Genomic DNA, 23,055 nt, shown 5'->3' with positions numbered 1-23,055 from the left:
GGCAGGGCCGCCGCCTCTGCCGGCAGGGGAACGAGATCACATGCCAAAGCACAGCATCCACGCGGGGACCGCCGCGGCCGCCCTGGTCTGCCTGGCAGCCTTCGGCCTTACACCAGGCTCCGCGGCAGCAGCAGCCGCCCAGCCCAGCCCGGCAGCGCCGTCCCGGTTCGTACCCGGCCCCTGTCCGAAGCCGCCCGAGCCCATCGAGGCGCTGAGCAACGCACGGTGCGGCTTCCTCGAGGTCCCCGAGAACCGCTCCCGCCCCGGGAGTCGCACCATCAAGCTGGCCGTGGCGGTCGTTCCGGCCGTCTCGGCGAAGCCCGCCGCAGACCCGGTGGTGTTCATGGCGGGCGGCCCGGGTGGCGATACGTACGACGACCTTCCGTTCGTCGTCGACTCCGGCCTGAACAAGGACCGCGAACTGATCATCATGGCCCAGCGCGGCAACCTCTACGACCAGCCGAGCCTGACCTGCCCCGAGGTGGACCGGTTCAACGAGCGGTCCGTGGGCCTGGGCTACGACGCACAGCCGGCGGAGCAGGGCTTCCTGAAGGCGGTGACGGACTGCAGGGCGCGTCTCGTGGCCGACGGCGCCGACCTGGGCGCCTACAACTCCACGGAGAACGCCGCGGACTTCGCCGACCTGCGGAAGGCCCTGAACATCCCCCTGTGGAACGTCTACGGGTACTCCTACGGCAGCGACCTGGCCCTCACGTACATGCGCCTGTACCCCGAGGGGATCCGCGCGGTGGCGATCGACTCGATCACCCCTCCCCAGACCGTGAACCTGCCGTGGACGTGGGCCAGCACCAGTGAGGGCATCCGCAACATCTTCGAGGCGTGCGCGGCACAACCCGCCTGCAAGGACCGGTACCCGGACCTTCCCCAACTGCTGACGGACCAGGTGCGCAGGCTGGAGGCACAGCCCCTGACGCTCAACGTCACGCCGCCGGACGGTGGGAAGCCGGTCAAGACCGTCCTGGACGGGGGCGCGCTGCTGAACCTGATCGTCGCCTTCAACCCCCGGCCCAAGGACATCCCGGCGGCGCTGGAGGAACTGGGCAACGGAAACCCGGAGCGCTTCGCGCAGGCCCGCGCGGCCGGCTCGGTCCCCAAGAAGATCAGCCACTCCTCGCACGGCCTGACGAACTCGATCGCGTGCGCCGAGTGGGCGCCGGGGTATTCGGAACCCGACGTGCTGGCCGCCGGGCGCAAGGCCTACCCCGAATGGCCGGACTCGGTCCTGGCCCAGCCGCCGCAGCTGCCCTTCCAGTACCCGGCGTGCGGGATCTGGAACGTTCCGGACCGCGCGAAGATCCAGCGGGTGGCCACGGTCAGTTCCCTGCCGGCGCTCGTCATCTCCGGCACGTTCGACGTGAAGACCGCGGTGAGTTACGCGCAGGGCGTCATCAAGAACCTGTCGAACTCGACCGCCATACAGGTCCCCGGAATCGGCCACTGGGTGGTCCCACAGTCGCCGTGCGCGCAACGCGTGCTGGCCTCGTTCCTCGCTCGCCCGACCGCGCCCGACACCGGTTGCGTGGACGATCTCGAGCCCGAACCCTTCACGATCATCCCGAAGTAACCGGGAGAGCAGATGACACGCCATCACGCGCCCCGTCGTCGGCGCACCGTACGACGACTCCTGGCCCCATCGGCCGGCATGGCCGCGGGCCTCCTGGCCACCGGCCTGCTCGCGGCGCCCGCCCATGCGCAGCCGAGCCCCGACACCACGTCCGGGGCGCCGATCGGCACGGTCGCCGGGACGGCGGGCGACGCCCGCTACGAGCCGGGCCCCTGCCCCAAGACGGCGGAACCGATCGAGGCGCTGAAGGAGGCCCGCTGCGGAACGCTCACGGTGCCGGAGAACCGCACCAAACCGAGGGGCAAGACGATAGAACTCGGTGTCGCGATCGTGCCCGCCGCGGCCGCCACACCGAAACCCGACCCCATCGTGTGGCTCGCGGGCGGACCCGGAGACGACTCCGTGGGCGAGGCGAAGATGGCGATCGACGGCGGCCTGAACCGCGACCGTGACGTGATCTTCATGTCCCAGCGCGGAACGTACTCGGCCGACCCGGCGCTCCTCTGCCCCAACATCGACGAGTTCAACGCACGCGTGGGCCTCGCCTTCGACGCTCCGTCCACCGGGCGCCTGAGCGCCGAGGCCACGAAGGCCTGCCGCGACAAGCTGGCGGGCACCGGGGCCGACCTCAGTGCGTACAACGACACCGAGAGCGCCGCCGACTACGCGGACCTGCGCACGGCGCTGGGCGTCGAGCAGTGGAACGTGTTCGGCATCTCCTACGGCACCGACCTGGCGCTCATCTACATGCGCCTGCACCCGGAGGGGCTCCGCTCGGTGGGCATCGACGGCATACTCCCGCCGTCCAAGGCCGGGTCCGCCGTGGCCTGGTCCGGCTTCCGGCAGGGCGTCAACGGCCTGTTCAAGGCCTGCGCGGCCCAGCCGGCGTGCAACGAGCGCTATCCGAACCTGCCGGCCACCTTCGAGAAACTCGTCAGGGACCTCGAAGCCAAACCGGTCACCACCACCGTCACCGTTCCCGGCGACGACAAGCCGGTGAAGGTCGTACTGGACGGCGGAGCCCTGGTGACCTGGCTGGCCACCGCGACCCACGTGGCGGAGGGCGTACCCCGCTCCCTCGACGAGCTGGCGAACGGCAACCCGCAGCGGATCGCCCAGCAGTGGGCGGGCTGGAGGACCAACCCCAAGGCCATCGGGGTGGCGTCGCACGGTCTCGCCCACGGCATCTTCTGCAGCGAGTGGACACCGTACGAGAGCAAGGACGCGGCGATCCAGGGCGGACAGGCAGCGTACCCGTCGTTCCCCCGCTCGGTGCAGGCCCAGGCTCCGCAGCTCCCCTTCCTCCATGAGGCCTGCGACGTCTGGAAGGTCCCCCCGGCCGCACCCTCGATCCGGGACGTCACGCGCAGCGACCTCCCCACCCTCGTCGTGTCCGGTGCGTTCGACGCCCAGACCGGGGCGGACAACGGAACGTACGTCGCCCGTACGCTGAGCAAGGCCAAGGTCGTCACGGTCCCCTACGAGCCGCACGTCGTGTTCGCCACGTCGAAGTGCGCCCAGGAGATCACCGTCTCGTTCTTCGACACCCCGGACGCACCGAAGACCGAATGCCTGAAGAGCCTCGAGGCGCCCGAGTTCGAGATCGGGTCCTGACCCCGTGGCCCCGACCTGGGACCCACCTCCCCAACGCCGCTCCGGGCCCTCGCTCCTGCCGGTCCTGCTCCCCATCGCGCTCCTGATCGTGGTGGCGGTGGCCGTGGGGTCGTGGCTGCAGTTCAGCGAGCGGCAGGCGCTCGACACGGTCCACACGGTCGGATCCGGGGCCCCCGACCGGGTGGACGTGGAGGCCACCGTCCAACGCGTGGACGCCGCGGCCAGAGAACTGCTCCTGCGGGTCCGGGTCACCCCGCGCGGGACCCTCGGCGAGGAGGAGGGGACCGCGCCGGTGGCCGATCTCAGCCTCCAGACCTCCAAGGCGACCCTCGGCGACCTCGCGTTCAAGGCGCACGAGCGGCTCACGATCAGGGACGTGCAGGTCGCGATCACGGGTGGATCGATCAGCGACTACCCGTTCGACACCTACGAGACCGACATCGAGTTCTCGGCACTGCTGGACGGCAAGCAGGTGCCGGTGCGGATGTGGTTCTCCAACAACGACACCCTCTTCTCGGTCTCGTCGACACCCGCGGCCTCCCCGCAAGAGGCCGCCCTGGAGCTGGCGCTGGCCCGATCGGGCAGCCTGCTCGTCTTCGTGGTCTTCATGATGCTCGTGATGTGGGCGCTGGCGGCGTCCGTGCTCATCGCGACCTGGTACCTGACGACCCGCCGTCAGGGCCTGGTCTGGCCCGCGCTGGCCTGGATGGCCGCCACCCTGTTCGCCCTCTCGGCGTTCCGCAACAACGCCCCCGGCACACCCCCGATCGGCTGCGTGCTGGACTGGTTCGCCTTCCTGTGGGCGGAGACCGTCATCGCCCTGTGCCTGATCGCCGTGGTCGTCATCGGCGTCCGCACCGCCCTCCGATCGGACGACCCGTAGGCTCTACGGCGTACGCCGGGTGCGGGTCCAGGTCAGGAGCTGCTGCGCCGGCCAGGTGTTCACGATGCGTTCCGGGGGCACGCCGCATTCCACGGCCCGCTCGCAGCCGAGGATCTGCCAGTCCAGCTGCCCCGGAGCGTGCGCGTCCGTGTCGATCGAGAACAGGGTTCCGGCCGCCACGGCCAGGCGCAGCAGCCGCCGGGGCGGGTCCAGCCGTTCCGGCCGGCTGTTGATCTCCACCGCGGTCCCGGCACGCGCGCACGCCGCGAAGACGGCCTCGGCGTCGAATTCCGACTCGGGCCGGGTCCGCCCGGTCACCAGCCGCCCCGTGCAGTGGCCCAGGACGTCCATGAGGGGGTTGGACACGGCCGCCAGCATCCGCCGGGTCATCGCGCGGGACTCCATGCGCAGCTTCGAATGGACGGAGCCGACGACGAGGTCCAGCTGTTGCAGCAGCTCCGGTTCCTGGTCCAGCGATCCGTCGTCCAGGATGTCGCACTCGATGCCGGTGAGGAGCCGGAAGGGCGCCCAGGTCTCGTTGAGCTCGGCCACCACCCGCAGCTGTTCCCGCAGCCGCTCCGGGGGAAGGCCCCTGGCGACCGTCAGCCTCGGGGAGTGGTCGGTGAGTACGGCGTACTCGTGCCCCAGCGCGGCCGCCGCCCGCCCCATCACGTCGATCGGGGAGCCGCCGTCCGACCAGTCCGAGTGGACGTGGCAGTCCCCGCGCAGCGCGGCCCGCAGCGCGGTGGCGGCGGGTGTGGCGGCCGGGCCCTCGGGGAGGGCCGCGGCCTCGTCCTCCAGTGTCCGCAGATAGGCCGGCACCGACCCGGCCAGGGCTTCGCGTACCACCTGGGCGGTTTTCGGGCCGATGCCCTTGACGGCTTCCAGGGATCCCGCACCGGCCCGTTCGGCCGTCTCGCGCTCACCCATCCGTACGAGGGCGGCCGCCGCCGTGCGGAAGGCCCGCACCCGGTACGTGGGCGCCTGCGCGCGCTCCAGCAGGAAGGCGATCCGGTCCAGCGCCGCCACCGGGTCCATCGCGTACCTCCTGGTCCCAGTGTGGCAAGGGGGCCGGGCGGCGTCCTGTCAGGCGGCGTCCTGCGGAACGGCGGCGTCGAGGGCGGCGGTGAGGCGGTTCAGGCGGGCCTGGAGATCCAGGATCTCGGCCAGGTCGAAGCCGGTCGCGGTGGCGATCCGCCGCGGCACCTCGACCGCGCGGGCGCGCAGCGCCGCACCCTCCTCGGTGAGGTGGGCGTGCACGGACCGCTCGTCCGCGGTGCTGCGCTCGCGGCGCACCAGGCCGGCCGCCTCCAGCCGCTTGAGCAGCGGGGACAGCGTTCCCGAGTCCAGCCGCAGGTGCTGCCCGATCTCCTTGACCGGCAGCTCGCCGTGCTCCCACAGCACCAGCATCACCAGGTACTGCGGGTAGGTGAGCCCGAGGTCCTTGAGGATCACGCGGTACAGGCCGCCGAAGGCGCGGCTCGCGGCGTTCAGCGCGAAGCAGATCTGGCCGTCCAGGCGCAGGAAGTCCTGGTCGGGGTGGGTGGCGGTCGGCTGCTCGGTCATGACGGCCAGTGTACCCGGGGTGGACTTGCGAGGCATTGAATTGTGCACAACTGAATTGCGTGCTCTACTGGTGGGGCGCGGTCGACCACCGGCCGCCGCACCGGTTCATTTCTGCGAGAGGACCTCCCATGGACGCGCTGTACACCGCTGTCGCCACCGCCAACGGCCGCGAGGGCCGCACCGTCAGCTCCGACGGCCAGCTCGACCTCGCCCTCGCCATGCCCCCGGCGCTCGGCGGCAACGGACAGGGCACCAACCCCGAGCAGCTCTTCGCCGCCGGCTACGCGGCCTGCTTCGCCAGCGCCCTCGGCCTCGTCGGCCGCCAGGCCAAGGCCGACACCAGCGAGGTCTCGGTCACCGCGGAGGTCTCCATCGGCAAGGACGGTGCCGGCTTCGGCCTGGGCGTCGTCCTGCGCGTCGAGCTCCCGGAGTCCCTGGCGGGCGAGACCGGCACCCTGCTGGTCAAGCAGGCGCACGAGGTCTGCCCGTACTCCCGCGCCACGCGCGGCAACATCGAGGTCGACCTCGTCATCGAGTAGGGCGCGAGCAGGCCCGGCGTGCCCCTCCGAAGGTGCCGGACGCCGGGCCGGCGGCCACGATGGAGGAACACCGACCCGTTCGGGGGCCGCACGCCGGGCGGCGCCCATGGCGCACGCCTACGCAACGGACGTACTGATCGCCGGCGCCGGCTCGGTCGGGCTGACCGCGGCCGCCGAGCTGCGCAGGCGCGGCGTCTCCTGCCGGATCGTCGACCGCCTGCCCGCCCGGCTCCCGTTCGCGAAGGCCGTGGGCATCCAGCCGCGCACCCTGGAGATCTGGGACCGCATGGGACTGGTCCGCGCCGCCCTCGACGCGGCCGTCCCGCTGCGCGGGCAGCTGACGTACGTCAACGGCGCCGAACAGCCCCGCCTCGACCTCGTCCTGCCGCCCGAGGTCCCGTACGGGTTCGCGGCCCTGCCGCAGTACGAGACCGAACGCATCCTCGGCGAGTTCCTGGCCCGCTTCGGGACCGAGGTCGAACGCGGCACCGAGCTGGTGTCGTTCGTCCAGGACGCCGACGGCGTGACCATCCGGGTCCGTACCCCCTCCGGAGCGGAGGAGGAGGTACGGACCCGGTTCCTCGTCGGCTGCGACGGCGCGCACAGCATCGTCCGCAAGGGGCTCGGGCTCGGCTTCGAAGGAGGGGCCTTCCCCGACGAGTTCATGCTCGCCGACGTGCGGGTCGACTGGGACCTCCCGCACGAGTACGGCGTGCGCTCCATGCACCGCGACGCCTCCGGCACCGTCGACGACACCCTGGTGTGCATCCCGCTGCCCGGACCGGGCCGCTACCGGGTCTCGACGACGGTGCCGCCCGGACTCTCCGCCGCCCGGGAGGGCGAAGTGGCCCCCGAGGGCGTCAGCCACGGGCTGCAGAGCACCCGCGCCCCCGAACTGCCCGACATCCAGACCGTCCTGGACCGGCTGTCGCCGCGCCCGGCCACCGCCTCCGACATCCGGTGGGCCTCGGTGTTCCGCATCAGCCACCGCATCGTCGACCGGTACGGGGACGGCCGGGTCTTCGTCGCAGGGGACGCGGCGCACATCCACCCACCGACGGGCGCCCAGGGCATGAACACCGGCATCCAGGACGCCTGGAACCTGGCGTGGAAACTCGCCCTGGCGGTCGAGGGGGCCGCCCACCCCGCCCTGCTCGCCAGCTACGACGCCGAACGCCGACCCGTCGGCGAGGAGGTCGTCGGCCGCACCGTGCGCCACGCCGCCCAGGGAGTCCAGGCCGACACGGACGACCCGGCGACCCTGCTCCTGCGCGAGGCCCAACTGCTCGTCGGCTACCGGGGCGGCCCGATCACCGACCCGCCCGGCGAGGGCCCGGGACCCCGGCCCGGCGACCGCGCACCCGACTGCGCCGGCCTCACCCGGCCGATCACCGCCTACCCGCTGCGGCTGTACGACCTCCTGCGCGACCGCGGACCCCTGCTGCTGCTCTACGGGGACGGCCAGGGCGTACACGAACTCGCCGAAACGGTACGGGAGTGCTCCGGAGGCCGGATGGAGGCCTGCGCCCTGCTCGCCGCCGACGCCCCGCCGGCCCCCGACGGGCTGCCGGCCTACCGCGACAGCGCCGGCGAGTTCGCCCGCCTCTACGCGGCCCGCGGGCCCACGGCGTTCGTCATACGCCCGGACGGCCACCTCGGCGCCCGCCTCTCCCCGCCGACCCCACAGGCGCTGCGGGCGCACCTCGCGGGCACCTTCGCCGCGCCCGGTCAGGGCCCGTCATGAGCGGCCGTCGCCCCGGGCGGCCTTGGCGGCCTGCTCGCGGCGCTGCCGCTTGCCCAGCGGAGCCATCGACAGGTCCTCCGCCTGGGACTTGAGCTGCTTGAACCCGTAGCCGCGCTCCGTCAGCCAGCCCTCCGCGGCCAGCTCGGCACGGGCCGTCGCGTCGAGGATGTCCTCCTCGGCCTCGCCCGAATCCAGGAAGCGGAAGGTGAAGAAGGGCCGGGTCGCGAGGTCGTACGACAGGTTCCCCTCGGCGGTGAAGGTCGCGTGCAGCATGTCGTGCTCGGGCGCGGCGGCCAGCAGCTCGGCCCGCTGGGCGGGCGTGAGCCCGTCGAAGGAACCGCGGACGGTGATGCGAAAAGTACGGGAACTCATCCCGGCACCCTAGATCGCACCCTTCGTCCCCGCACCCGGTTATCGGGCCCCACGAGCCCCCGAGCCCCGGGTGGAGGGCGCGGGGACCGTCCGAAAGCCGGTGCTCCGAGCCCGTTTTGGATTGGCGGACGATCCTCAATACGATCCGGCGATGATCACAAGAAAACGGCTGGCGGCCCGGGCGTGCGGCCTGCTCGTCGCCCTGGCCGTCGGGCTCCTCCCGGCGAGCGCCACCGCCGCCGACGGACCGACGGCGAAGGAACCCCCGAAGGTCGACCTCGTCCTCGACGTCAGCGGCTCCATGCGCGCCACCGACATCGACGGCCAGTCCCGGATGGCCGCCGCGAAGCAGGCCTTCAACGAGGTCATCGACGCGGTACCCGACGAGGTCCGGCTCGGCATACGGACCCTCGGGGCCACCTACCCCGGCGAGGACAAGGCACTCGGCTGCAAGGACACCAAGCAGCTGTACCCGGTCGGGCCGCTGAACCGGACGGAGGCGAAGACCGCCGTCGCGACCCTCGCCCCCACCGGCTGGACGCCGATCGGTCCCGCCCTGCTAGCCGCCGCCCAGGACCTCGACGGCGGTGACGCCACCAAGCGGATCGTGCTCATCACCGACGGCGAGGACACCTGTGCCCCGCTCGACCCCTGCGAGGTGGCGCGCGACATCGCCGCCAAGGGCATCCACCTGGTCATCGACACCCTGGGCCTGGTCCCGGACGCCAAGACCCGCGCCCAGCTCACCTGCATCGCCGAGGCCACCGGCGGCACGTACACCTCCGTGCAGCACAAGGACCAGCTCTCCAGCAGGGTCCGCCAACTGGTCGACCGGGCCGCCGACCCCGTCGTCAACCCGGTGGCCACCGAGGGCGCGAAGCAGTGCGCGAACGCGCCCCAGCTCAAGCCCGGCCTGTACAGCGACCGCGAGACCTTCGGCGAACACCGCTGGTACCGCGTCGACGTCCTCCCCGGCCAGGAGCTGCGCGCCTCGGTGAGCATCGCCGCCGACCGCGCCGTCAACAACGACTACGGCGTCCTGCTGCGCGCCACGACCGTGCACGGCCGCGAGATCGTCCGCGGTTCGGAGGCCGGTGACGGACGTACCGACGTCCTCTCCACGGGCCTGCGCTACCCGAAGGCCGAGAATGACGGCGTGGATCAGGACGGGGACGCGAAGCCGGCGCCGGAGACCGTCTGCATCCAGGTCAGCAACTCCTTCTCCGCGCCCGCCTCCGTCAAGACCACCCCGGGCATGCCCGTCGAGCTGACCATCGAGCTGGTGGACGGCCCCGACGAGGCCTCCGACGCCGCCGCCTTCGGCCTCGGGCGCGGCTGGTGGCTGCTGGCCGCCCTGGCGCTCGTCGGACTGCTGGCCGGTCTGGTGTGGGGCTGGATCTCGCGCTGGCGCATCTCCGTCTGGAGGACCAACTGATGCGTACCGTACGCACCCTGACCGCCGCCCTGCTGGCCGCGACCGCCGCCCTCGCGGTGGCCGGCACGGCCGCGGCGGCCGGCTCGTCGGCGAGCTCCACCCCCAGCACGGGCCAGAGCTCCGGCAAGGGCGATCCCGCTCCGACCGAGGCGGGCACAGGCTTCCGCACCGCCACCCCGTTCCGACCGGGCCAGCAGGCCACGGCCGGCGCGTCCACCGGCGACTACCTGTACTGGGTGCTCCCCGTCGACGCGCAGCAGCGCGTCACCGTCAACGCCAAGGTCACGCTGCCCGAATCCGCCTTGCGGCACGGCGCCGCGACCTGGCGCCTCGACGTGTACGACGGCCTGCGCCGCCGCCAGGCCTGCGCCTACGGCACCCAGAACCGGGCGGCCGCCAAGGAAGCCGCCTCGGTCGAACTGTCCTGCACCCTGCGCACGGTCCGTGCCGCGGCCGAGCCCTGGGCCAACGATCCGCTGCCGGGCAGCTACTACGTCCGCCTGACGGTCACCGACCTTCCGGAAGAGGACCTGGGCCTGCCGGTGCGCGCCGCCGTCGAGGCCGCGGTGAAGGAGACCGGCGGCGCCCACGCCGTGGACGGCTCCCTCTCCGCGCCGCTGGTCCCGGCCACCGTCACCGGATCCCTGCGCGAGCCGGAGGACGGCTGGTCCGGCGGCTGGTGGTCGGACCGCTGGCTCTGGACCGCGGCCGGCGGGGTGCTCGGCGCCCTCGCGGGCATCCTCGGCTACTCCCTGACGCGCGGCTCGGGCCGCCCGTCGCGGGTGCCGCCCCGCGGCTGAACCGGCAGGCGGGCACGGCCGCGGGACGATTCCCGACCGGTTGTGCCCGCCCCGGCGCGGACCCGGCCCCGGACCTGTAGCCCGTACGGGTGGATCTGAGAGGAGCCGGTGGGGGCGCGGCGTACGTCTTGCGGCGGAGAGGGGCAATCCTTTCTGCGGTCGGTACGACCGACCGCAGACCGGGACGTCCGGCGTTGGGCCATGTGACGGTGGCCCCTCAAGTCGCGCCCGCGGCGGACCCGATGGAGAGGGTGGCCGCGCCCGGCGCACCTGAGAAGGGGGCGGCCGCCTCGTGAAGACCGACCCTCTCCCAGGGAGTTCCTCCATGCGCATGCTCGCCCGCCTGACCACCGCGGCCCTGATCGTGATGACGCCCGCACTCGCCGGGGCGGCGTTCGCGGTGGGGCCGGAGCCGACCCCGGTCCCGCTGTACGTATCGCCCAACGCCCTTCCCGGCAAGTACATCGTGACCCTCGACAAGGGCGTGGACGCGGCCAAGCTGGCGGGGCGGCTGAAGCTGAAGCCGACGTTCGTCTACGGGTCCGCGATGAACGGGTTCGCGGCGCCGCTGACCCAGCAGCAGCTGGACGGCGTCCGCCTGAGCCCCGGGGTGAAGTCGGTGGAGTCCGACGCGCAGGTCTTCGCCCCACCGATGAAGCCGGCCACCCCCACCACGGTCAAGGCGCCCGCCTCGACCTGGGGTGTCGACCGCATCGACCAGGAGGATCTGCCGCTCGACGGCAACTTCACCCCACGGGGCAACGGCGCCGGGGTGACCGCCTACATCCTGGATACCGGGATCGACTACTACCACACGGAGTTCGGCGGGCGTGCCACCTTCGGGTTCGACGCCATCAAGGACGGCCGCAACGGGGCGGACTGCCAGGGCCACGGCACGCACGTCGCGGGGACGGTCGGCGGGAAGACGTACGGGGTGGCCCGCAAGGCCAACCTGGTCAGCGTCCGGGTGCTCGGCTGTGACGGCAGGGGCGAGTTCTCGGGGATCATCGCCGGGCTGGACTGGGTGGCCAAGAACGCCAAGCAGCCGGCCGTCCTGAACGCCTCCTTGGGCGGGGACCGGTCGGAAGCCCTGAACAACGCCGCGGACGCCCTGACGGACGCCGGCGTCCTCCCGGTCATCGCCGCGGGCAACTCCTCCAAGGACGCCTGCAACGTCTCCCCGGCCTCCGCCACGCGGGTGGTCACGGTCGCGGCGAGCAACCACTGGGACGAGGAGACCGACTTCTCCAACTACGGCCCGTGCGTCGCCCTCTACGCACCGGGCGAGCAGATCGACTCCGCCAGGATGGGCGGCGGCGCGGTGGCCCTGAACGGCACCTCCATGGCCGCCCCGCACGTCACCGGCGTCGCCGCCCTCTACAAGGCGGAACATCCGACCGCGGCCCCGGCGGAGGTCGCCGCCTTCCTCGACGGGCAGTCGACCAAGGACGTCATGACCAGCGTCAGCCCGGGCACGCCCAACAAGCTGCTGAACACCGGGGGCCTCTGACCGGTCGGGGCCGGGCAGGGCCGGGTCTCCCGGTCCTGCCCGGACGTCCTCAGCCGAGGCGGGTGAGCCTGGCCCCGAACGAGGGCTCGATCAGCTCCCCGCCCACCGCGACCGGCACGCTCTTCGCCCCGTCCCCGTCGCCCACCGTCACCACGCCGACCTCGGCGCCGGCCTTCGCGGTGTGCGGCAGCCCCTTTGTTCCGGGGGCGAGGGAGATCCGCAGCGGCTGGCCCGGTACGCCGACCGTGTTCAGGTCCTTCGTGGCCACGAGGGGGGTCCGGCCGCCGAGTCCGTCGTCCACGTACCCCACCGTCTGGCCCTTGCGGACGACCGGGGCCGCCGCGAGTGCCTCCCGTACCGCCTCGATGATCTTCTTGCTGTTGGCCTTCACCAGGAGCAGGCTGTTCGCGCCGTCCGGGTCCGGGCCGTCCACGTGCTGGTCCATCAGCGTGCCCAGGATCAGCGGGGTCTCGTCGCCGACGGACTTGTACGCCGCCCACATCAGGGTGCCGCCGGCGGGCGTGCTCGAACCGGTCTTGATGCCGCGGATGCTGAGGCCGCCCGCGGTGAGCAGGTCGTTGTTGTTGTAGATCGGTTCGGGCAGCCCCTTGATCGTGGCGTTGGGCATCGCGACGACGGTACGGAACGCCTCGTCCTTCATGACCGCCTCGGCGAGCTTGAGCTGGTCGGCGGCGGTGCTGACCGTGCCCGCGTCGAGGCCGCTGGGGTCGGTGTAGGTGGTGTCCTTCATGCCGAGTTCCCGGGCGGCGGCGTTCATCTTCTCGACGAAGGCCGTCTCGTTGTCGCTGCCGGTGTCCCAGCGGGCCAGTAGCCGGGCCACGTTGTTGCCCGACGGGATCATCAGCATCTTGAGCATGTCCTGCTGGCTGAACTTCGTCCCGGCGGTCAGCCCCTTGATCCGGGACTCGTGCTCGGCGGTGCCGTCCGCCACGGCCTTCGCGTCGACCGTGATGTCGGGGCCGGGATCGGACTTGCGCAGCGGGTGGCCCTTGAGGACGACGTAGGCCGTCATCACCTTGGCGACGCTGGCGGTCGGGACCGGCTTCTGCTCGCCGAAGGTGCCGATGTCGCCGGAGCCGGGGACCTGGACGGCGCCCTGCCCCTTGGCGGGCCACGGGACGGCGAACTGCCCGGGGAGCGTGTGCACGGTCTCGGCGGCCACGAGCCGCGGGGTGGGCAGGGGTCGCAGCATCTGTGCCCCGGCGACGGCCCCGGCGAGGAGCACCAGGATCGGCGTCCACACCTTGACGCGGCGCAGGACGGTGCGGCGGGGGGTCTCGGGCGGGGGAGCGGTGTTGGTGAGCTCGGCCAGCAGCGCCAACGCTGCCGCGGGCTCGGCGGGTTGCGGGTGCGCGGCCGGCCCCCCGGCCGCCGGTACGGGAACCCCGGGCGCGGGGGTTGCCCCGACGAGCGCCGAAGTCGCCCCGGCGGGCACGGAGGCTGCCCCGCCGGGCGCGGCTGCCCCGGCTGCCCCGGCGGGCGCGGCGGACGCGCGGGCCGCGGGGGTTGCGGAGTCCGCGGGGGTTGCCGCAGGTGCGGCGGCTGTGCGGGCCGCGGGAGTCGCCGAAGGCTCGGCGGACTCGCGGGCTGCGGGCTCCGCCGGGGTCGCAGGGGCTGCGGAGGATGCGCGGGCTGCGGGGTCCGCGGGGGCCGCAGGGGTTGCGGAGGATGCGCGGGTTGCGGGGTCCGCGGGGGCTGCAGGGGTTGCGGGATCGGCCGGGGTCGCAGGGGCTGCGGCGGCTGTGCGGGCCGCCGGAGTCGCGGATGGTTCGGCGAGCTCGCGGGCTGCGGGCTCCGCCGTGGTTGCGGCCGCTGCGGAGGACGCGCGGGCAGCGGGAGCTGTTGCCGGGGTTGCGGCGGATGTGCGGGCCTCATTGGCCGCGGGTGTCGCGGGAGCCTCGGGGTGCGCGGGGAGCCTCGGGGTGTCCAGATCCTTCAGCGCTACGAACTCACTCGTCCGCTCGGCATCGCTCTCGACCTCCCGCGCCCAGGAGGGGACCTTCCGCCCACCCCCGGCCGCCCGCGCCCCGGCGGTCAACCGAGCTGCGCCATCGGCCGCTTCCTCGCCCCCGCCGCCCCCTTCCACCGCCGTGCCCACGGCTTCGGCAGCCGCCTGCGCGCCGTGCCCGGGATCCGCGTCCGCCTCCGTGGGTTCGTCCTGCGCGGTGTCCGTCGCGATTCCGCTTGCCGATTGCGGTGTGCTGTCGGCTGTTTGGTCGGCCTCGGTGGCCGCTTCCGCCGCCGTGTCCACGGTTTCGGCCGTGGCCGGGGTGTCGCGCTCGGGACCCTTGCCGGCCTCGGCCGGTTCATGCTGCGTGGTGTCGGGCACGGTTCCGCCTGCCGATTGCGGTGTGCTGTCGGTTGCTTGGTCGGCCTCGGTGGTCGCTGCCGCTGCGGCCTGGGTGTCGTGCTCGGGAGCCTCGCCCGCCCATGCGGGGTCGGTCGCCGCCGACTGCGGTGCGGTGTCGGGTACTTCCGTGGCCGGGGGCGCGGCCTCGTCCGTGCCGTCGGTCTCCGGGCCGGCCGGATCCGCGGCCGGGGTTCCGGGCCGGGGGCCGGGTTCGGCCGGGTTCCGCCGAGCGGGAGCGGACACCGCTTCGGGGTCCGTCTCCGGGGTGTCCGAGGAACCGCCCGCCACCGATACTGCCTTCATCCCAGCCCCGCCTCGCCCTTCGCATCCGGTGGCCACCCAGGCGGCCTGCCGGTCTTGCCGATCCGTCCGGTGGGGCCCCCAGCGGCGCCCACCGGATTCCTAGATGTCCGCCGTGCCCCATCCGTTCCCGCCGCCGGAACCTGTGACAGTTCGGTCATACTCCCCGCGGTTGGGCACGGCGCCGCGCCGCCGGTGAGTACCGCTACTCATGCCCGCGCCCACCCGCCGGCCGACGATGGACCGCACCAACACCGCGCCACCCGAACGGGGTCGTCCATGCTCAGCCGAATCGCCGCCACCGTCGTCCCCGCCTGTGGCCGACTGACGGTCACCGCCGACCCCGGGGCGCGGCCCGCCGCGGGCAGTATCTTCGTCGCCAACCACACCTCCCTCGCCGATCCGGCCGTCGTGGTCGCCGCGCTGCGCCGGTGCGGGATCGACCCCGTCATCCTGGCCACCAGCGGCCTGTGGCGGGTGCCGCTGCTCGGGGCCGCCCTGCGCCGCGAAGGCCACATCGCCGTCCACCGCGGCACCGCCCGCGCCGCCGACTCCCTCGACGCGGCGGCCGTCGCCCTCGCCTCAGGCCGCAGCGTGCTGCTCTACGGCGAGGGCCGGCTGCCGGGGCGCCGCGACGCGGGCGAGTCCGCTCCGGGCCCCTTCCGCAGCGGCCTGGCCCGGCTCGCCGCCGCGACGGGCGCCCCCGTCGTACCCGTGGGCCAGGCCGGCGCCCGCCGCCTGTGCTCGGGCAGCCGCGCCAAGCAACTCGCCGGAGCCGCCACCGCCCCGCTGCGCAGACCCGGCCTCCACGTGCACATCGGCGCCCCGCTCCGCCTCCCTGATGGGGTGTCCGAGGCCACGGACCGCGCACGCGAGGCCGTCACCGCCGCCTGGCGGACGGCCGCCCGCGCCCTCGGCGAGCCGGTACCGACCCGTTAGCGCCGGTGCAGCGTCTGCAACGCCTCCACCAGCACCTTGGGGTTGTGCTGCCCCTTGTAGACGGGAGGCGGCTGCCGGTCCAGCCCGAGCAGCCCGGCCACCGCCGTCCACGCCGTGCGTACGGAGTACTCCACGGTGAAGACCACGTCGTCCGGCACCTCCGCGTACTGGCCGATGAAGGCGAGGTTGGTCGACCCCTCCGGCACCACCCGCGGCCGGTCCCCCTGCGAGCGCACCAGGAACTGGCTGGTGATGTAGGGCATCAGCGCCGGGATCACGACGGACTGTTCGAGGATCTGGGGACGCTGCTCGAAGCCCAGGTGCCGGAGCACCTCGTCCAGGATCTCCCGTCCGGTGCACTGTGACATGGGCTTCTTGACGTAGTCCCCGTCGCGCCCGGGGAACAGCGCGTACCCCCACCACACGAAGGTGTCCTCGGGCTGACCGCGGAAGTGCGGCTGGTGGTTGAGCACGATCGTCAGCAGCCAGTTCGAGTCCTTGAAGGTGATCAGGCCCCCCTTCCCGGCCTCGCTGCCGCTGAACTCCTGCATCAGCTTGAAGAAGGTCGGGTCCTTGGTCGTCACCGTGAAGGACTCCCAGGTGGAGTCCTCGACGGAGGAGTCGAAGACCGAGGGGTTGCCGAGACCGGGCCGCCTGGCGGCGAGGGCCTCCCACAGCCGCCAGGAGCCGGACCCCCGGGAGGTGTCCGGGACGGGCGGCGCCGCGTCCGTGGTGCCCAGCGTCGAGTCCGCGGTCATCGAGCCGTTGGTCACCATCACGAGGTCGTCCGGGCCCACGTCGGTCCGGCCGCTCCGCCCGTCGCGCTGCCATTCGACGGCCTCGACGGTCAGGGCCTCGCCCGCGGCCAGGCGCAGGTCGGTGACCCGGGTGCCCAGTTGCACGGTCACGCCCTGGTCGGTCAGCCACTTCAGCAGGGGCCGCACGATGGAGTCGAACTGGTTGAACCTCGTGCGGTAGATGCCCGACATCGTGTCGAAGTTCTTGAAGAGGTGGACGAACCGGTTGAGGTAGCGCCGGAACTCGATGGCGCTGTGCCACGGCTCGAAGGCGAAGGTGGTGCACCACATCCACCAGAAGTTCGTGGTGAAGAACCCCTCGCTGAAGCAGTCGGTGATGCGCTTGCCGTCGAGCTGGTGCTCCGGTGTCGCGACGCAGCGGACGAGTTCGAGGCGGTCCCGCTCGGAGAAGGTCATCGAGTGGGCGCGGACCACCGTGCCCGCGGCGTCGACCAGGCGGGCGTGATCGTCCCAGGCGAATTCCTCGTGGAAGGCGAAGGTGTCCTCGGTGACCGACTTCGAGGGGTCGTCCAGGGACGGGATCGATCCCAGCAGGTCGTACGTGCAGTCGAAGTGGATCTCGAACATGCGGCCGCCGCGCATGGTGTACCCGTCCTCCGGCGAGCCCGCCGCGTCCAGACTGCCGCCTTCGCGGTCCTGTTCCTCCAGGATGACGATGTCCCGGCCGTCGAAGCCGCCGTCACGGATCAGGAACGCCGCCGCGGACAGCGAGGCGATCCCGCTCCCCACCAGATAGGCCTTGGCCATCCCGGTACCTTTCTCGACCGCCAGGGGAATCCTGGACGGCTCAGACAGTACCGATTCATCACCTTCTGCGGGTGTATGACGCGTCGGGCCCGGACGGGTCAGCGCGTGCTGTGCGGGAGGACCACGTGGGACGCGACCTCGTGGTCGGCGTCGGTGTCGATGAAGGACACCACCAGTGGGGTGCTGCCCGTCGCCCCGCCCGCGGTCGCCCGCAGCCGGTACCGCTCGACGCGCACGGTCTCGAGGGCGAGCGGAGCCCCGCCGGTGTACATGGACTCCGGCATGCGGTCGTTGGCGATGCGCAGGGCCGCCGCGCGCCAGCCGCCCGAGGCCGGGTCGAAGCGCTCCAGGACGAATCCGGGTCCGCTGCCCGGCCGGTCGCCGGGTTCGCCGACGAGGATCTCCATCTGGAAGGCGACCAGCAGATGCCCGTACGCGGCGGAGTTCCCGTTCCGCAGCGTGACGGTGAACTCCTGCGCCGCCCCGCCCCGTACGAGGGAGAGCGCTTCGCCCCGGGTGTCGACCGCGACCGTCAGCCGGGTCGGGGCGGGAGGCGGCGTCGTGGCCCGGGCCGTGGGCGTGGCCGGCGGCGCGGAGGACACGGCCGCGGACGCGGGAGCGGTGGGCGACGCGGACGCGGAGGCCGGGGCGGACGGCGAAGGGGACTCCGCGACCGTGCCCGACGGGGACGCCGCGACCGAGGCGGCCGCCGGGGCCTTGCCGTCCTTGTCGGCGCATCCGGTCAGGCCCGCCAGCAGGACGGCGGCCGCGGCCGCGGCGGACAGCACCCGGAGGGGTGCGGCAGGTGCGGGCATGAGAACGGTTCCCCCAAGGTCGGCTGAGGCAGGAAACCTAACAACCCCGCGCCCCGCCGACGAGCCCGTTCGGGCCTCGGAGCGGCGACGGTTCGGTCACGGCCGCGCCGCCGCGTGGCGGGTCGGCCGCTCAGACGTTCAAGGTCGCCTCCAGGACCGTGACCGCATGCCCGGTCAGGTGGACCCGGTCACCGTGGAGCGCGGCCCGGACCAGGCCCGTCCGCGCGGAGGCCTGCAGGCCGGTCAGGGTGTCCCGGCGGCCCAGCCGCGCCGCCCAGTACGGGGCCAGCGCGGTGTGGGCGCTGCCGGTGACCGGATCCTCGGGGATGCCCTCGGCGGGGGAGAAGAACCGGGAGACGAAGTCGTACTCCGCGTCCGCGGAGGCCGCCGCCGCGGTGACGATGATCCCGCGCAGCTCCTCGCGCCGGGTCAGCTCCGCGAGCGCCGCGAGGTCGGGCCGTACCGCGCGGACGGCGGCCTCGTCGGGCAGCACCGTGAGCAGATCGCCCAGCGCACCCGTACGCAGCGCGGCCTCGGGCCGCACCCCCAGGGCCTCGGTGAGCCCCCGCGGAACGGGAACATCGGTGCCGGGAGCGGCCGGGAAGTCCAGCGTGATGCTCCCGTCCGCTTCCGGGCGGGCGGCGAGCATGCCGCTGAACCGGCTGCGGAACCGCACCGGGCCGGTCAGCAGCCCTTCCCGGCGCATCGTGTGGACCGTGGCCAATGTGGCATGGCCGCACAGATTGGTCTCGACGAGCGGGGTGAACCAGCGGATCTCCCAGTCGGCGTCGCCGCCCGCCGGAAGCGGGAGGGCGAAGGCCGTCTCCGAGTGGTTCACTTCGGCGGCGATCTGCCGAAGCCGCAGGTCGTCCGGCCACTCCCCGGCCGCGAGCAGACAGACCCCGGCAGGGTTTCCGGCGAAGGGGCGAGTCGTGAAGGCGTCTACGATCTGGATACGCATGCCGCGAACGTAGCCGGGCCAATCACGCCCCCGGGAAGGCCAATCTCCGACAAGTGGCCTGCCTGTCGGTGCCGGGGGTGATCAGGTCAGGGGCTTCTCGAAGCTGAAGGCGGTCACGGCCAGCCGCTCGCGGAAGTAGAAGCGGTGGGCATCGGTCCGCTGGGTGCCGGAGTCCAGGGTCAGAGCGGTGCAGCCGGCGGCCCGGGCGTGCTCCTCCAGGTGGGCGAGCAGCGCGTGGCCGACCCCGCCCGAACGGGCGGCGGCGGAGGTGACCAGGTCGTCCACGTAGAGCTTGCGCACCAGGGCGGTGTTGGCGACGACGCGCCAGCCGGCCGCGCCCACGCACGCACCGTCCGCGTCGTACGCGGCGGTGAAGCGCAGGCCCTGGCTCTGACCCTCCGCGAGGACGGAGAGGAACAGTTCCTCGGTGAGGTGGGGGCGGAGCTCGGTCAGCACGGGGAGCAGGTCTTGCGTCAGCCGCGCATCGCCGGGCTCGAGGTCGATGATCTTCATGAGGTCAGCGTAAGGGGGCCTTTCGTGCCCGCCGGGAACCGGGCCCGCACCCGCAGGCCGCCCTCCGGGCGGGCCTGCGCCGTCACCGCGCCGTGGTGGGCCACCGCGATCGAGCGGACGATCGCCAGCCCCAGACCGTGCCCCGCCCCGACCCGCGGCCGCGCCCGGTAGAAGGGCTCGAAGAGCCGGTCGATGCCGGCCGCGTCCACCGCGGGGCCGGTGTTCTCGACCTCCAGGACCGGACCGGCGTCGTCCCGGTGGACGGTCAGCCGGACCTCCCCGCCCGGAAGGTTGTGGCCGGTCGCGTTGTCGAGCAGGTTCGTCACCAGCCGGCGCAGCAGCACCGCGTTCCCCGCCAGGAGGGCGTGCCCCTCCGCCCGCGTCCGTACGGTCACCCCGCGTTCCGTGGCCGAGGGCTCGGCCTCCCGCACCACCTGCCGGACCAGCGCGGCCAGGTCCACCGGATCGGCGTCGAAGTCGGCGTGCTCGGCGGCCGCGAGCTCCAGCAGGGCTTTGACCAGGCCGATGTTGCGCTCGTTGGTCTCGCGCAGCATCGGCGCGAGTTCGGCCAGCTCCTCCCCGCTGCTGTCCTCGGCGGCGATCTGCAGGATGGCCCGGGTGGTGGCCAGCGGCGTGAGGAGTTCGTGCGAGGCGTTCGCCGCGAACCGCCGGTGCGCCGCGAAGGACTCCTCCAGCCGTTCCAGCATGGCGTCGAAGGTGTCGGCCAGCCGCCGGAGTTCGTCGTCGGGGCCGTCGGCGTGGATGCGGTAGGCCAGGTCGCCGTCGCGGGCCTTCGCGGCCGCCCGGCTCACCTCGTCCAGCGGGGCGAGCAGACGCCGCGTCACGATCCATCCGGCGCCCAGCCCCACCGCCATGATGACCAGCACCCCGCCCGTGGAGACGGCGAGCACCGCCGCCCACACGTCCTGTTTCGTACGGACCAGCTTGGTGGTGGCGGCGCCCTCGTACGGGCTGCCCTTCGCCGGGGTCTCCGGCTGCCGGTCCGCCGGCAGCGCGCCGCCGGCCCGGGGCGCCACGGTGCCCGCCGGGTCCTGGCGCACGGGGATGTCGTACGTCGGTACGTAGCGGATGCCCGCGTAGATGAGGGCCACCATCAGCGCGGCGCACACGGCGAGCGCGCCGGCGAAACCGGCGAACAGCCGCCCGCGGATGCCCAGTCGGCGCATCCGCGGGCCGCGCCACCGGATCCGCGGACCACGCGGCCGGCTCACGCTTCGCCGAGGTGGTAGCCGGCGCCCACCGCCGTCCGGACGAGCTGTGGCTCGCCCAGCTTTCTGCGCAGCGTGTGCACCACCAGGCGTACGGCGTTGGTGAAGGGATCGGTGTGCGCGTCCCACGCCTTCTCCAGCAGCTGCTCGGAGCTCACCACCCCGCCGTCGGCCCGCATCAGCAGCTCCAGCACGGCGAGTTCCTTCGGCGTCAGCCGGATCTCCGCGCCCGCCCGCGCCACCCGCCGCCGGTGCGTGTCGAAGGTGACGTCCGCGAAGGCCAGCACGGGCGCGTACGCGAGGGGGCTGCGCCGGTACAGCGCCCGCAGCCGGGCCACCAGCTCGGGGAAGTCGAAGGGCTTGGCCAGGTAGTCGTCGGCTCCGAGCGACAGCCCGGACACCTTGTCGCCCAGCCGGCCCGCCGCCGTGAGCATGAGGATCCGGCAGCCGGGATCGAGGGTCTGCAGGCGCCGGCACACCTCGTCGCCGTGTATCCCGGGCAGGTCGCGGTCCAGGACCACCGCGTCGTAGTCGTGGACGGCCAGATGGTCCAGGGCGGCCTGCCCGTCGTGCACGACGTCGACGGTCATGGCCTCGCGGCGCAGCCCGATCTCCAGGACCCGGGCCATGTACGCCTCGTCCTCCACCACCAGTACGCGCACGTGCCCGCGCCTCCGTCCGACCGTCCGTCTTCGTCCTCGACTCCGTCACCGATCTGGATATCAGAGCACGTATTCGAGCGGTGTTTGATTCCGGCCCGATGGCCCCCGCCGAGCGAAACGCGGCTCAAATCCCCGGGAATCTAGCGTGGTTCTCCGCTGCCGCGAAGTGAATTCGGGCAGCCGTCGGAAGGATGAGAAAAGAATGAATTTCCTGAAACGGGCGTGGTGGCGGCTGGCGTCCCAGCTCGGCAAGACGGTCATGCTGACCGGGCTCTTCTTCGTGATCTGCACGCTCGTACTGTCCGGATTCCTCATCCAGGCCGCGGCGGCGCGCGCAGCCGAGAGCGCCAAGCGGAGCGTGGGCGCGGTCGCCACCATGCAGCTCGATCTCAATGCCCTGCTCAATTCCGGCAAGGGCTCCAAGAACGCCGGCGCGAGTCCCGGACTCATCGGCCCCGGCGGCGATCTCCACCGCGATCTGGTCGACCGGATATGCGCCTCCTCCGTCGTCGCGCAGTGCAACTACAGCACCGACTCCGGCGCCGCGCCCACCGACCGGATGAAGCTCTACAAGCCGGTGCCGCTGCCCGCCGGGCAGAAGGACGACGGCCTCGACTTCTTCAAGGCCGAGGGCATCCGCGACCTCGACGCCCTGCCCTCCTTCCGCAACGGCGACGACAGGCTGGTCTCGGGCAAGGGCATCAAGCCGGACAGCGCGGGCGACATGGTCGTCATCGAGGAACGCCTGGCCGCCGCGAACCACCTCGCGGTCGGCGACCGGATCAGCCTCCAGGTGGGCAACGCGCCCGCTCCGGGCCAGGAACCGGACAGGCGGCGGTTCGAGTTCGTCGTCGGCGGCATCTACCGGAGCGGCACCCCCGATTCCGGACGGTACGTCCCCGCGATGATGGACCCCGCCAACCAGATCTACGTGACCCCCGAGGGCGGCAGCCGCCTCCTCGGCAAGGACCCCGGGGCCGACGGCGGCGTGGTCAAGTCGGCCACCTTCACCCTGCGCAGCCCCGCCGACCTCGACCGGCTCAAGGCCGACGCCGAGGCGGCCGGGGCGGACCTGGACGTCTTCCCGCTGACCGTCAACGACAAGGCGTACAGGACGCTGGTCGGCCCGATCACCAAGACCGCCTCCTTCGCCACCGTCACCGTATGGCTCGTCGCCCTGGGCGGCACCGCGATCCTCGCCCTGATCGTGGCCTCGAACCTGCGCGAGCGGCGGGGGGAGCTCGGCATCCTCATGTCACTCGGCGAGAAGAAACCGAAACTGCTCGCCCAGCACCTCGTGGAGGTCGCGGCCTGCGCCGCTGTCGCCATCGGCCTCGCGGCGGCGGGCAGCCAGTTCCTCTCCCAGGCCATCGGCGACAAGCTCCTCGCCGGCGAGGTCGCCTCGGCCCGGGACCAGGCCGCCTCCGACCGGCAGGGGCCGGACCCGAGCAACTCGACGGGCGGACCGAAGTCAGCCGGCGCCGACGGCGAGAAGGTCGAACCCATCGACCGGATGGACATCCGCATCGGCCCCGCCGACATCGGCAGGATCGGTGCGACCGGCCTCGGCATCGCCGCACTCGCCACCCTCGTCCCCGGCATCCGCGTGCTGCGCCTCACCCCCCGCGACATCCTCTCGAAGGGCAACTGAC

At 72.9% G+C, this 23,055-nt stretch carries 20 protein-coding genes; 10 read left to right on the top strand and 10 right to left on the bottom strand.

Annotated elements, in window-relative coordinates; all coding sequences use genetic code 11:
• Positions 1-40 precede the first annotated feature (40 nt).
• Genes ACGFYU_RS07235 through ACGFYU_RS07225 form a run of 3 tightly spaced genes read left to right on the top strand, consistent with a single transcriptional unit; the run spans position 41 to position 4,082 of the window.
• Entirely contained in the window at positions 41-1,585 is a 1,545-nt protein-coding gene (locus ACGFYU_RS07235; protein ID WP_393826269.1) for an alpha/beta fold hydrolase, read from the top strand.
• 12 nt (positions 1,586-1,597) lie between these two features.
• Complete coding sequence (locus tag ACGFYU_RS07230; RefSeq protein WP_393826268.1) at positions 1,598-3,199, top strand: alpha/beta fold hydrolase; 1,602 nt, start codon at positions 1,598-1,600, stop codon at positions 3,197-3,199.
• Positions 3,200-3,203: 4 nt separating this feature from the next.
• Positions 3,204-4,082, top strand: coding sequence for a DUF4436 family protein (locus tag ACGFYU_RS07225; RefSeq protein ID WP_393826267.1), 879 nt, complete (start codon positions 3,204-3,206; stop codon positions 4,080-4,082).
• Between the two features lie 3 nt (positions 4,083-4,085).
• On the opposite strand, the gene ACGFYU_RS07220 is transcribed toward ACGFYU_RS07225, so the two are convergent.
• Both ACGFYU_RS07220 and ACGFYU_RS07215 read right to left on the bottom strand, forming a co-directional pair.
• Positions 4,086-5,120, bottom strand: coding sequence for a PHP domain-containing protein (locus tag ACGFYU_RS07220; protein ID WP_393826266.1), 1,035 nt, complete (start codon positions 5,118-5,120; stop codon positions 4,086-4,088).
• Positions 5,121-5,168: 48 nt separating this feature from the next.
• Entirely contained in the window at positions 5,169-5,648 is a 480-nt protein-coding gene (locus ACGFYU_RS07215; RefSeq protein ID WP_393826265.1) for a MarR family winged helix-turn-helix transcriptional regulator, read from the bottom strand.
• Between the two features lie 128 nt (positions 5,649-5,776).
• Here ACGFYU_RS07215 and ACGFYU_RS07210 point away from each other — a divergent pair, with 128 nt between their 5' ends.
• Both ACGFYU_RS07210 and ACGFYU_RS07205 read left to right on the top strand, forming a co-directional pair.
• Positions 5,777-6,187, top strand: a complete 411-nt coding sequence (locus ACGFYU_RS07210; protein WP_384578983.1) for an organic hydroperoxide resistance protein — start codon at positions 5,777-5,779, stop codon at positions 6,185-6,187.
• Between the two features lie 106 nt (positions 6,188-6,293).
• Positions 6,294-7,931 carry an FAD-dependent monooxygenase gene (locus tag ACGFYU_RS07205; RefSeq protein WP_393826264.1) on the top strand — a complete coding sequence of 546 codons (1,638 nt, stop codon included), beginning with the start codon at positions 6,294-6,296 and terminating at the stop codon, positions 7,929-7,931.
• Here ACGFYU_RS07205 and ACGFYU_RS07200 read toward each other — a convergent pair.
• Positions 7,926-8,303 carry a DUF6204 family protein gene (locus tag ACGFYU_RS07200; protein ID WP_393826263.1) on the bottom strand — a complete coding sequence of 126 codons (378 nt, stop codon included), beginning with the start codon at positions 8,301-8,303 and terminating at the stop codon, positions 7,926-7,928. The two genes, ACGFYU_RS07205 and ACGFYU_RS07200, sit on opposite strands and share 6 nt — an antisense overlap.
• A gap of 151 nt (positions 8,304-8,454) precedes the next feature.
• Here ACGFYU_RS07200 and ACGFYU_RS07195 point away from each other — a divergent pair, with 151 nt between their 5' ends.
• The 3 genes from ACGFYU_RS07195 to ACGFYU_RS07185 all read left to right on the top strand — a co-directional run bounded on the left by ACGFYU_RS07195 (position 8,455) and on the right by ACGFYU_RS07185 (position 12,048).
• Positions 8,455-9,738 carry a VWA domain-containing protein gene (locus ACGFYU_RS07195; RefSeq protein WP_393826262.1) on the top strand — a complete coding sequence of 428 codons (1,284 nt, stop codon included), beginning with the start codon at positions 8,455-8,457 and terminating at the stop codon, positions 9,736-9,738.
• The gene (locus ACGFYU_RS07190) at positions 9,738-10,538 is read left to right on the top strand and encodes a hypothetical protein (RefSeq protein ID WP_393826261.1); all 801 of its coding nucleotides are present in this window, start codon (positions 9,738-9,740) and stop codon (positions 10,536-10,538) included. The genes ACGFYU_RS07195 and ACGFYU_RS07190 overlap by 1 nt, the downstream gene beginning before the upstream one ends.
• A gap of 325 nt (positions 10,539-10,863) precedes the next feature.
• Entirely contained in the window at positions 10,864-12,048 is a 1,185-nt protein-coding gene (locus tag ACGFYU_RS07185) for a S8 family peptidase (protein WP_393826260.1), read from the top strand.
• 49 nt (positions 12,049-12,097) lie between these two features.
• On the opposite strand, the gene ACGFYU_RS07180 is transcribed toward ACGFYU_RS07185, so the two are convergent.
• The gene (locus ACGFYU_RS07180; RefSeq protein WP_393826259.1) at positions 12,098-14,722 is read right to left on the bottom strand and encodes a serine hydrolase; all 2,625 of its coding nucleotides are present in this window, start codon (positions 14,720-14,722) and stop codon (positions 12,098-12,100) included.
• A 276-nt stretch (positions 14,723-14,998) separates the two neighbouring features.
• On the opposite strand from ACGFYU_RS07180, the gene ACGFYU_RS07175 reads away from it, so the two are divergent.
• Positions 14,999-15,658 carry a lysophospholipid acyltransferase family protein gene (locus ACGFYU_RS07175; RefSeq protein ID WP_393826258.1) on the top strand — a complete coding sequence of 220 codons (660 nt, stop codon included), beginning with the start codon at positions 14,999-15,001 and terminating at the stop codon, positions 15,656-15,658.
• Here the strand turns inward: ACGFYU_RS07175 and ACGFYU_RS07170 are convergent.
• The 6 genes from ACGFYU_RS07170 to ACGFYU_RS07145 all read right to left on the bottom strand — a co-directional run bounded on the left by ACGFYU_RS07170 (position 15,655) and on the right by ACGFYU_RS07145 (position 21,403).
• On the bottom strand, positions 15,655-17,223 hold the full coding sequence (locus tag ACGFYU_RS07170) for an oleate hydratase (RefSeq protein ID WP_393826257.1): 1,569 nt from the start codon (positions 17,221-17,223) through the stop codon (positions 15,655-15,657). The two genes, ACGFYU_RS07175 and ACGFYU_RS07170, sit on opposite strands and share 4 nt — an antisense overlap.
• A 98-nt stretch (positions 17,224-17,321) precedes the next feature.
• Entirely contained in the window at positions 17,322-18,038 is a 717-nt protein-coding gene (locus tag ACGFYU_RS07165) for a hypothetical protein (RefSeq protein ID WP_393826256.1), read from the bottom strand.
• A 130-nt stretch (positions 18,039-18,168) separates the two neighbouring features.
• Positions 18,169-18,999, bottom strand: a complete 831-nt coding sequence (locus ACGFYU_RS07160) for a PhzF family phenazine biosynthesis protein (RefSeq protein ID WP_393826255.1) — start codon at positions 18,997-18,999, stop codon at positions 18,169-18,171.
• 81 nt (positions 19,000-19,080) lie between these two features.
• On the bottom strand, positions 19,081-19,512 hold the full coding sequence (locus ACGFYU_RS07155) for a GNAT family N-acetyltransferase (RefSeq protein ID WP_393826254.1): 432 nt from the start codon (positions 19,510-19,512) through the stop codon (positions 19,081-19,083).
• Positions 19,509-20,699: a sensor histidine kinase gene (locus ACGFYU_RS07150; protein WP_393826253.1), complete on the bottom strand. Its 1,191-nt coding sequence runs from the start codon at positions 20,697-20,699 to the stop codon at positions 19,509-19,511. The genes ACGFYU_RS07155 and ACGFYU_RS07150 overlap by 4 nt, the downstream gene beginning before the upstream one ends.
• Before the next feature lie 41 nt (positions 20,700-20,740).
• Positions 20,741-21,403: a response regulator transcription factor gene (locus tag ACGFYU_RS07145; protein WP_393826252.1), complete on the bottom strand. Its 663-nt coding sequence runs from the start codon at positions 21,401-21,403 to the stop codon at positions 20,741-20,743.
• Positions 21,404-21,605: 202 nt separating this feature from the next.
• Between ACGFYU_RS07145 and ACGFYU_RS07140 the strand changes: the two genes are divergently transcribed.
• Entirely contained in the window at positions 21,606-23,054 is a 1,449-nt protein-coding gene (locus tag ACGFYU_RS07140; RefSeq protein WP_393826251.1) for an ABC transporter permease, read from the top strand.
• The last annotated feature ends 1 nt before the right edge of the window (position 23,055 follow it).

Source organism: Streptomyces sp. NPDC048337 (assembly GCF_043201175.1).
GTDB lineage: Bacteria > Actinomycetota > Actinomycetes > Streptomycetales > Streptomycetaceae > Streptomyces.
This window is presented reverse-complemented; position numbering and strand designations above follow the sequence as displayed.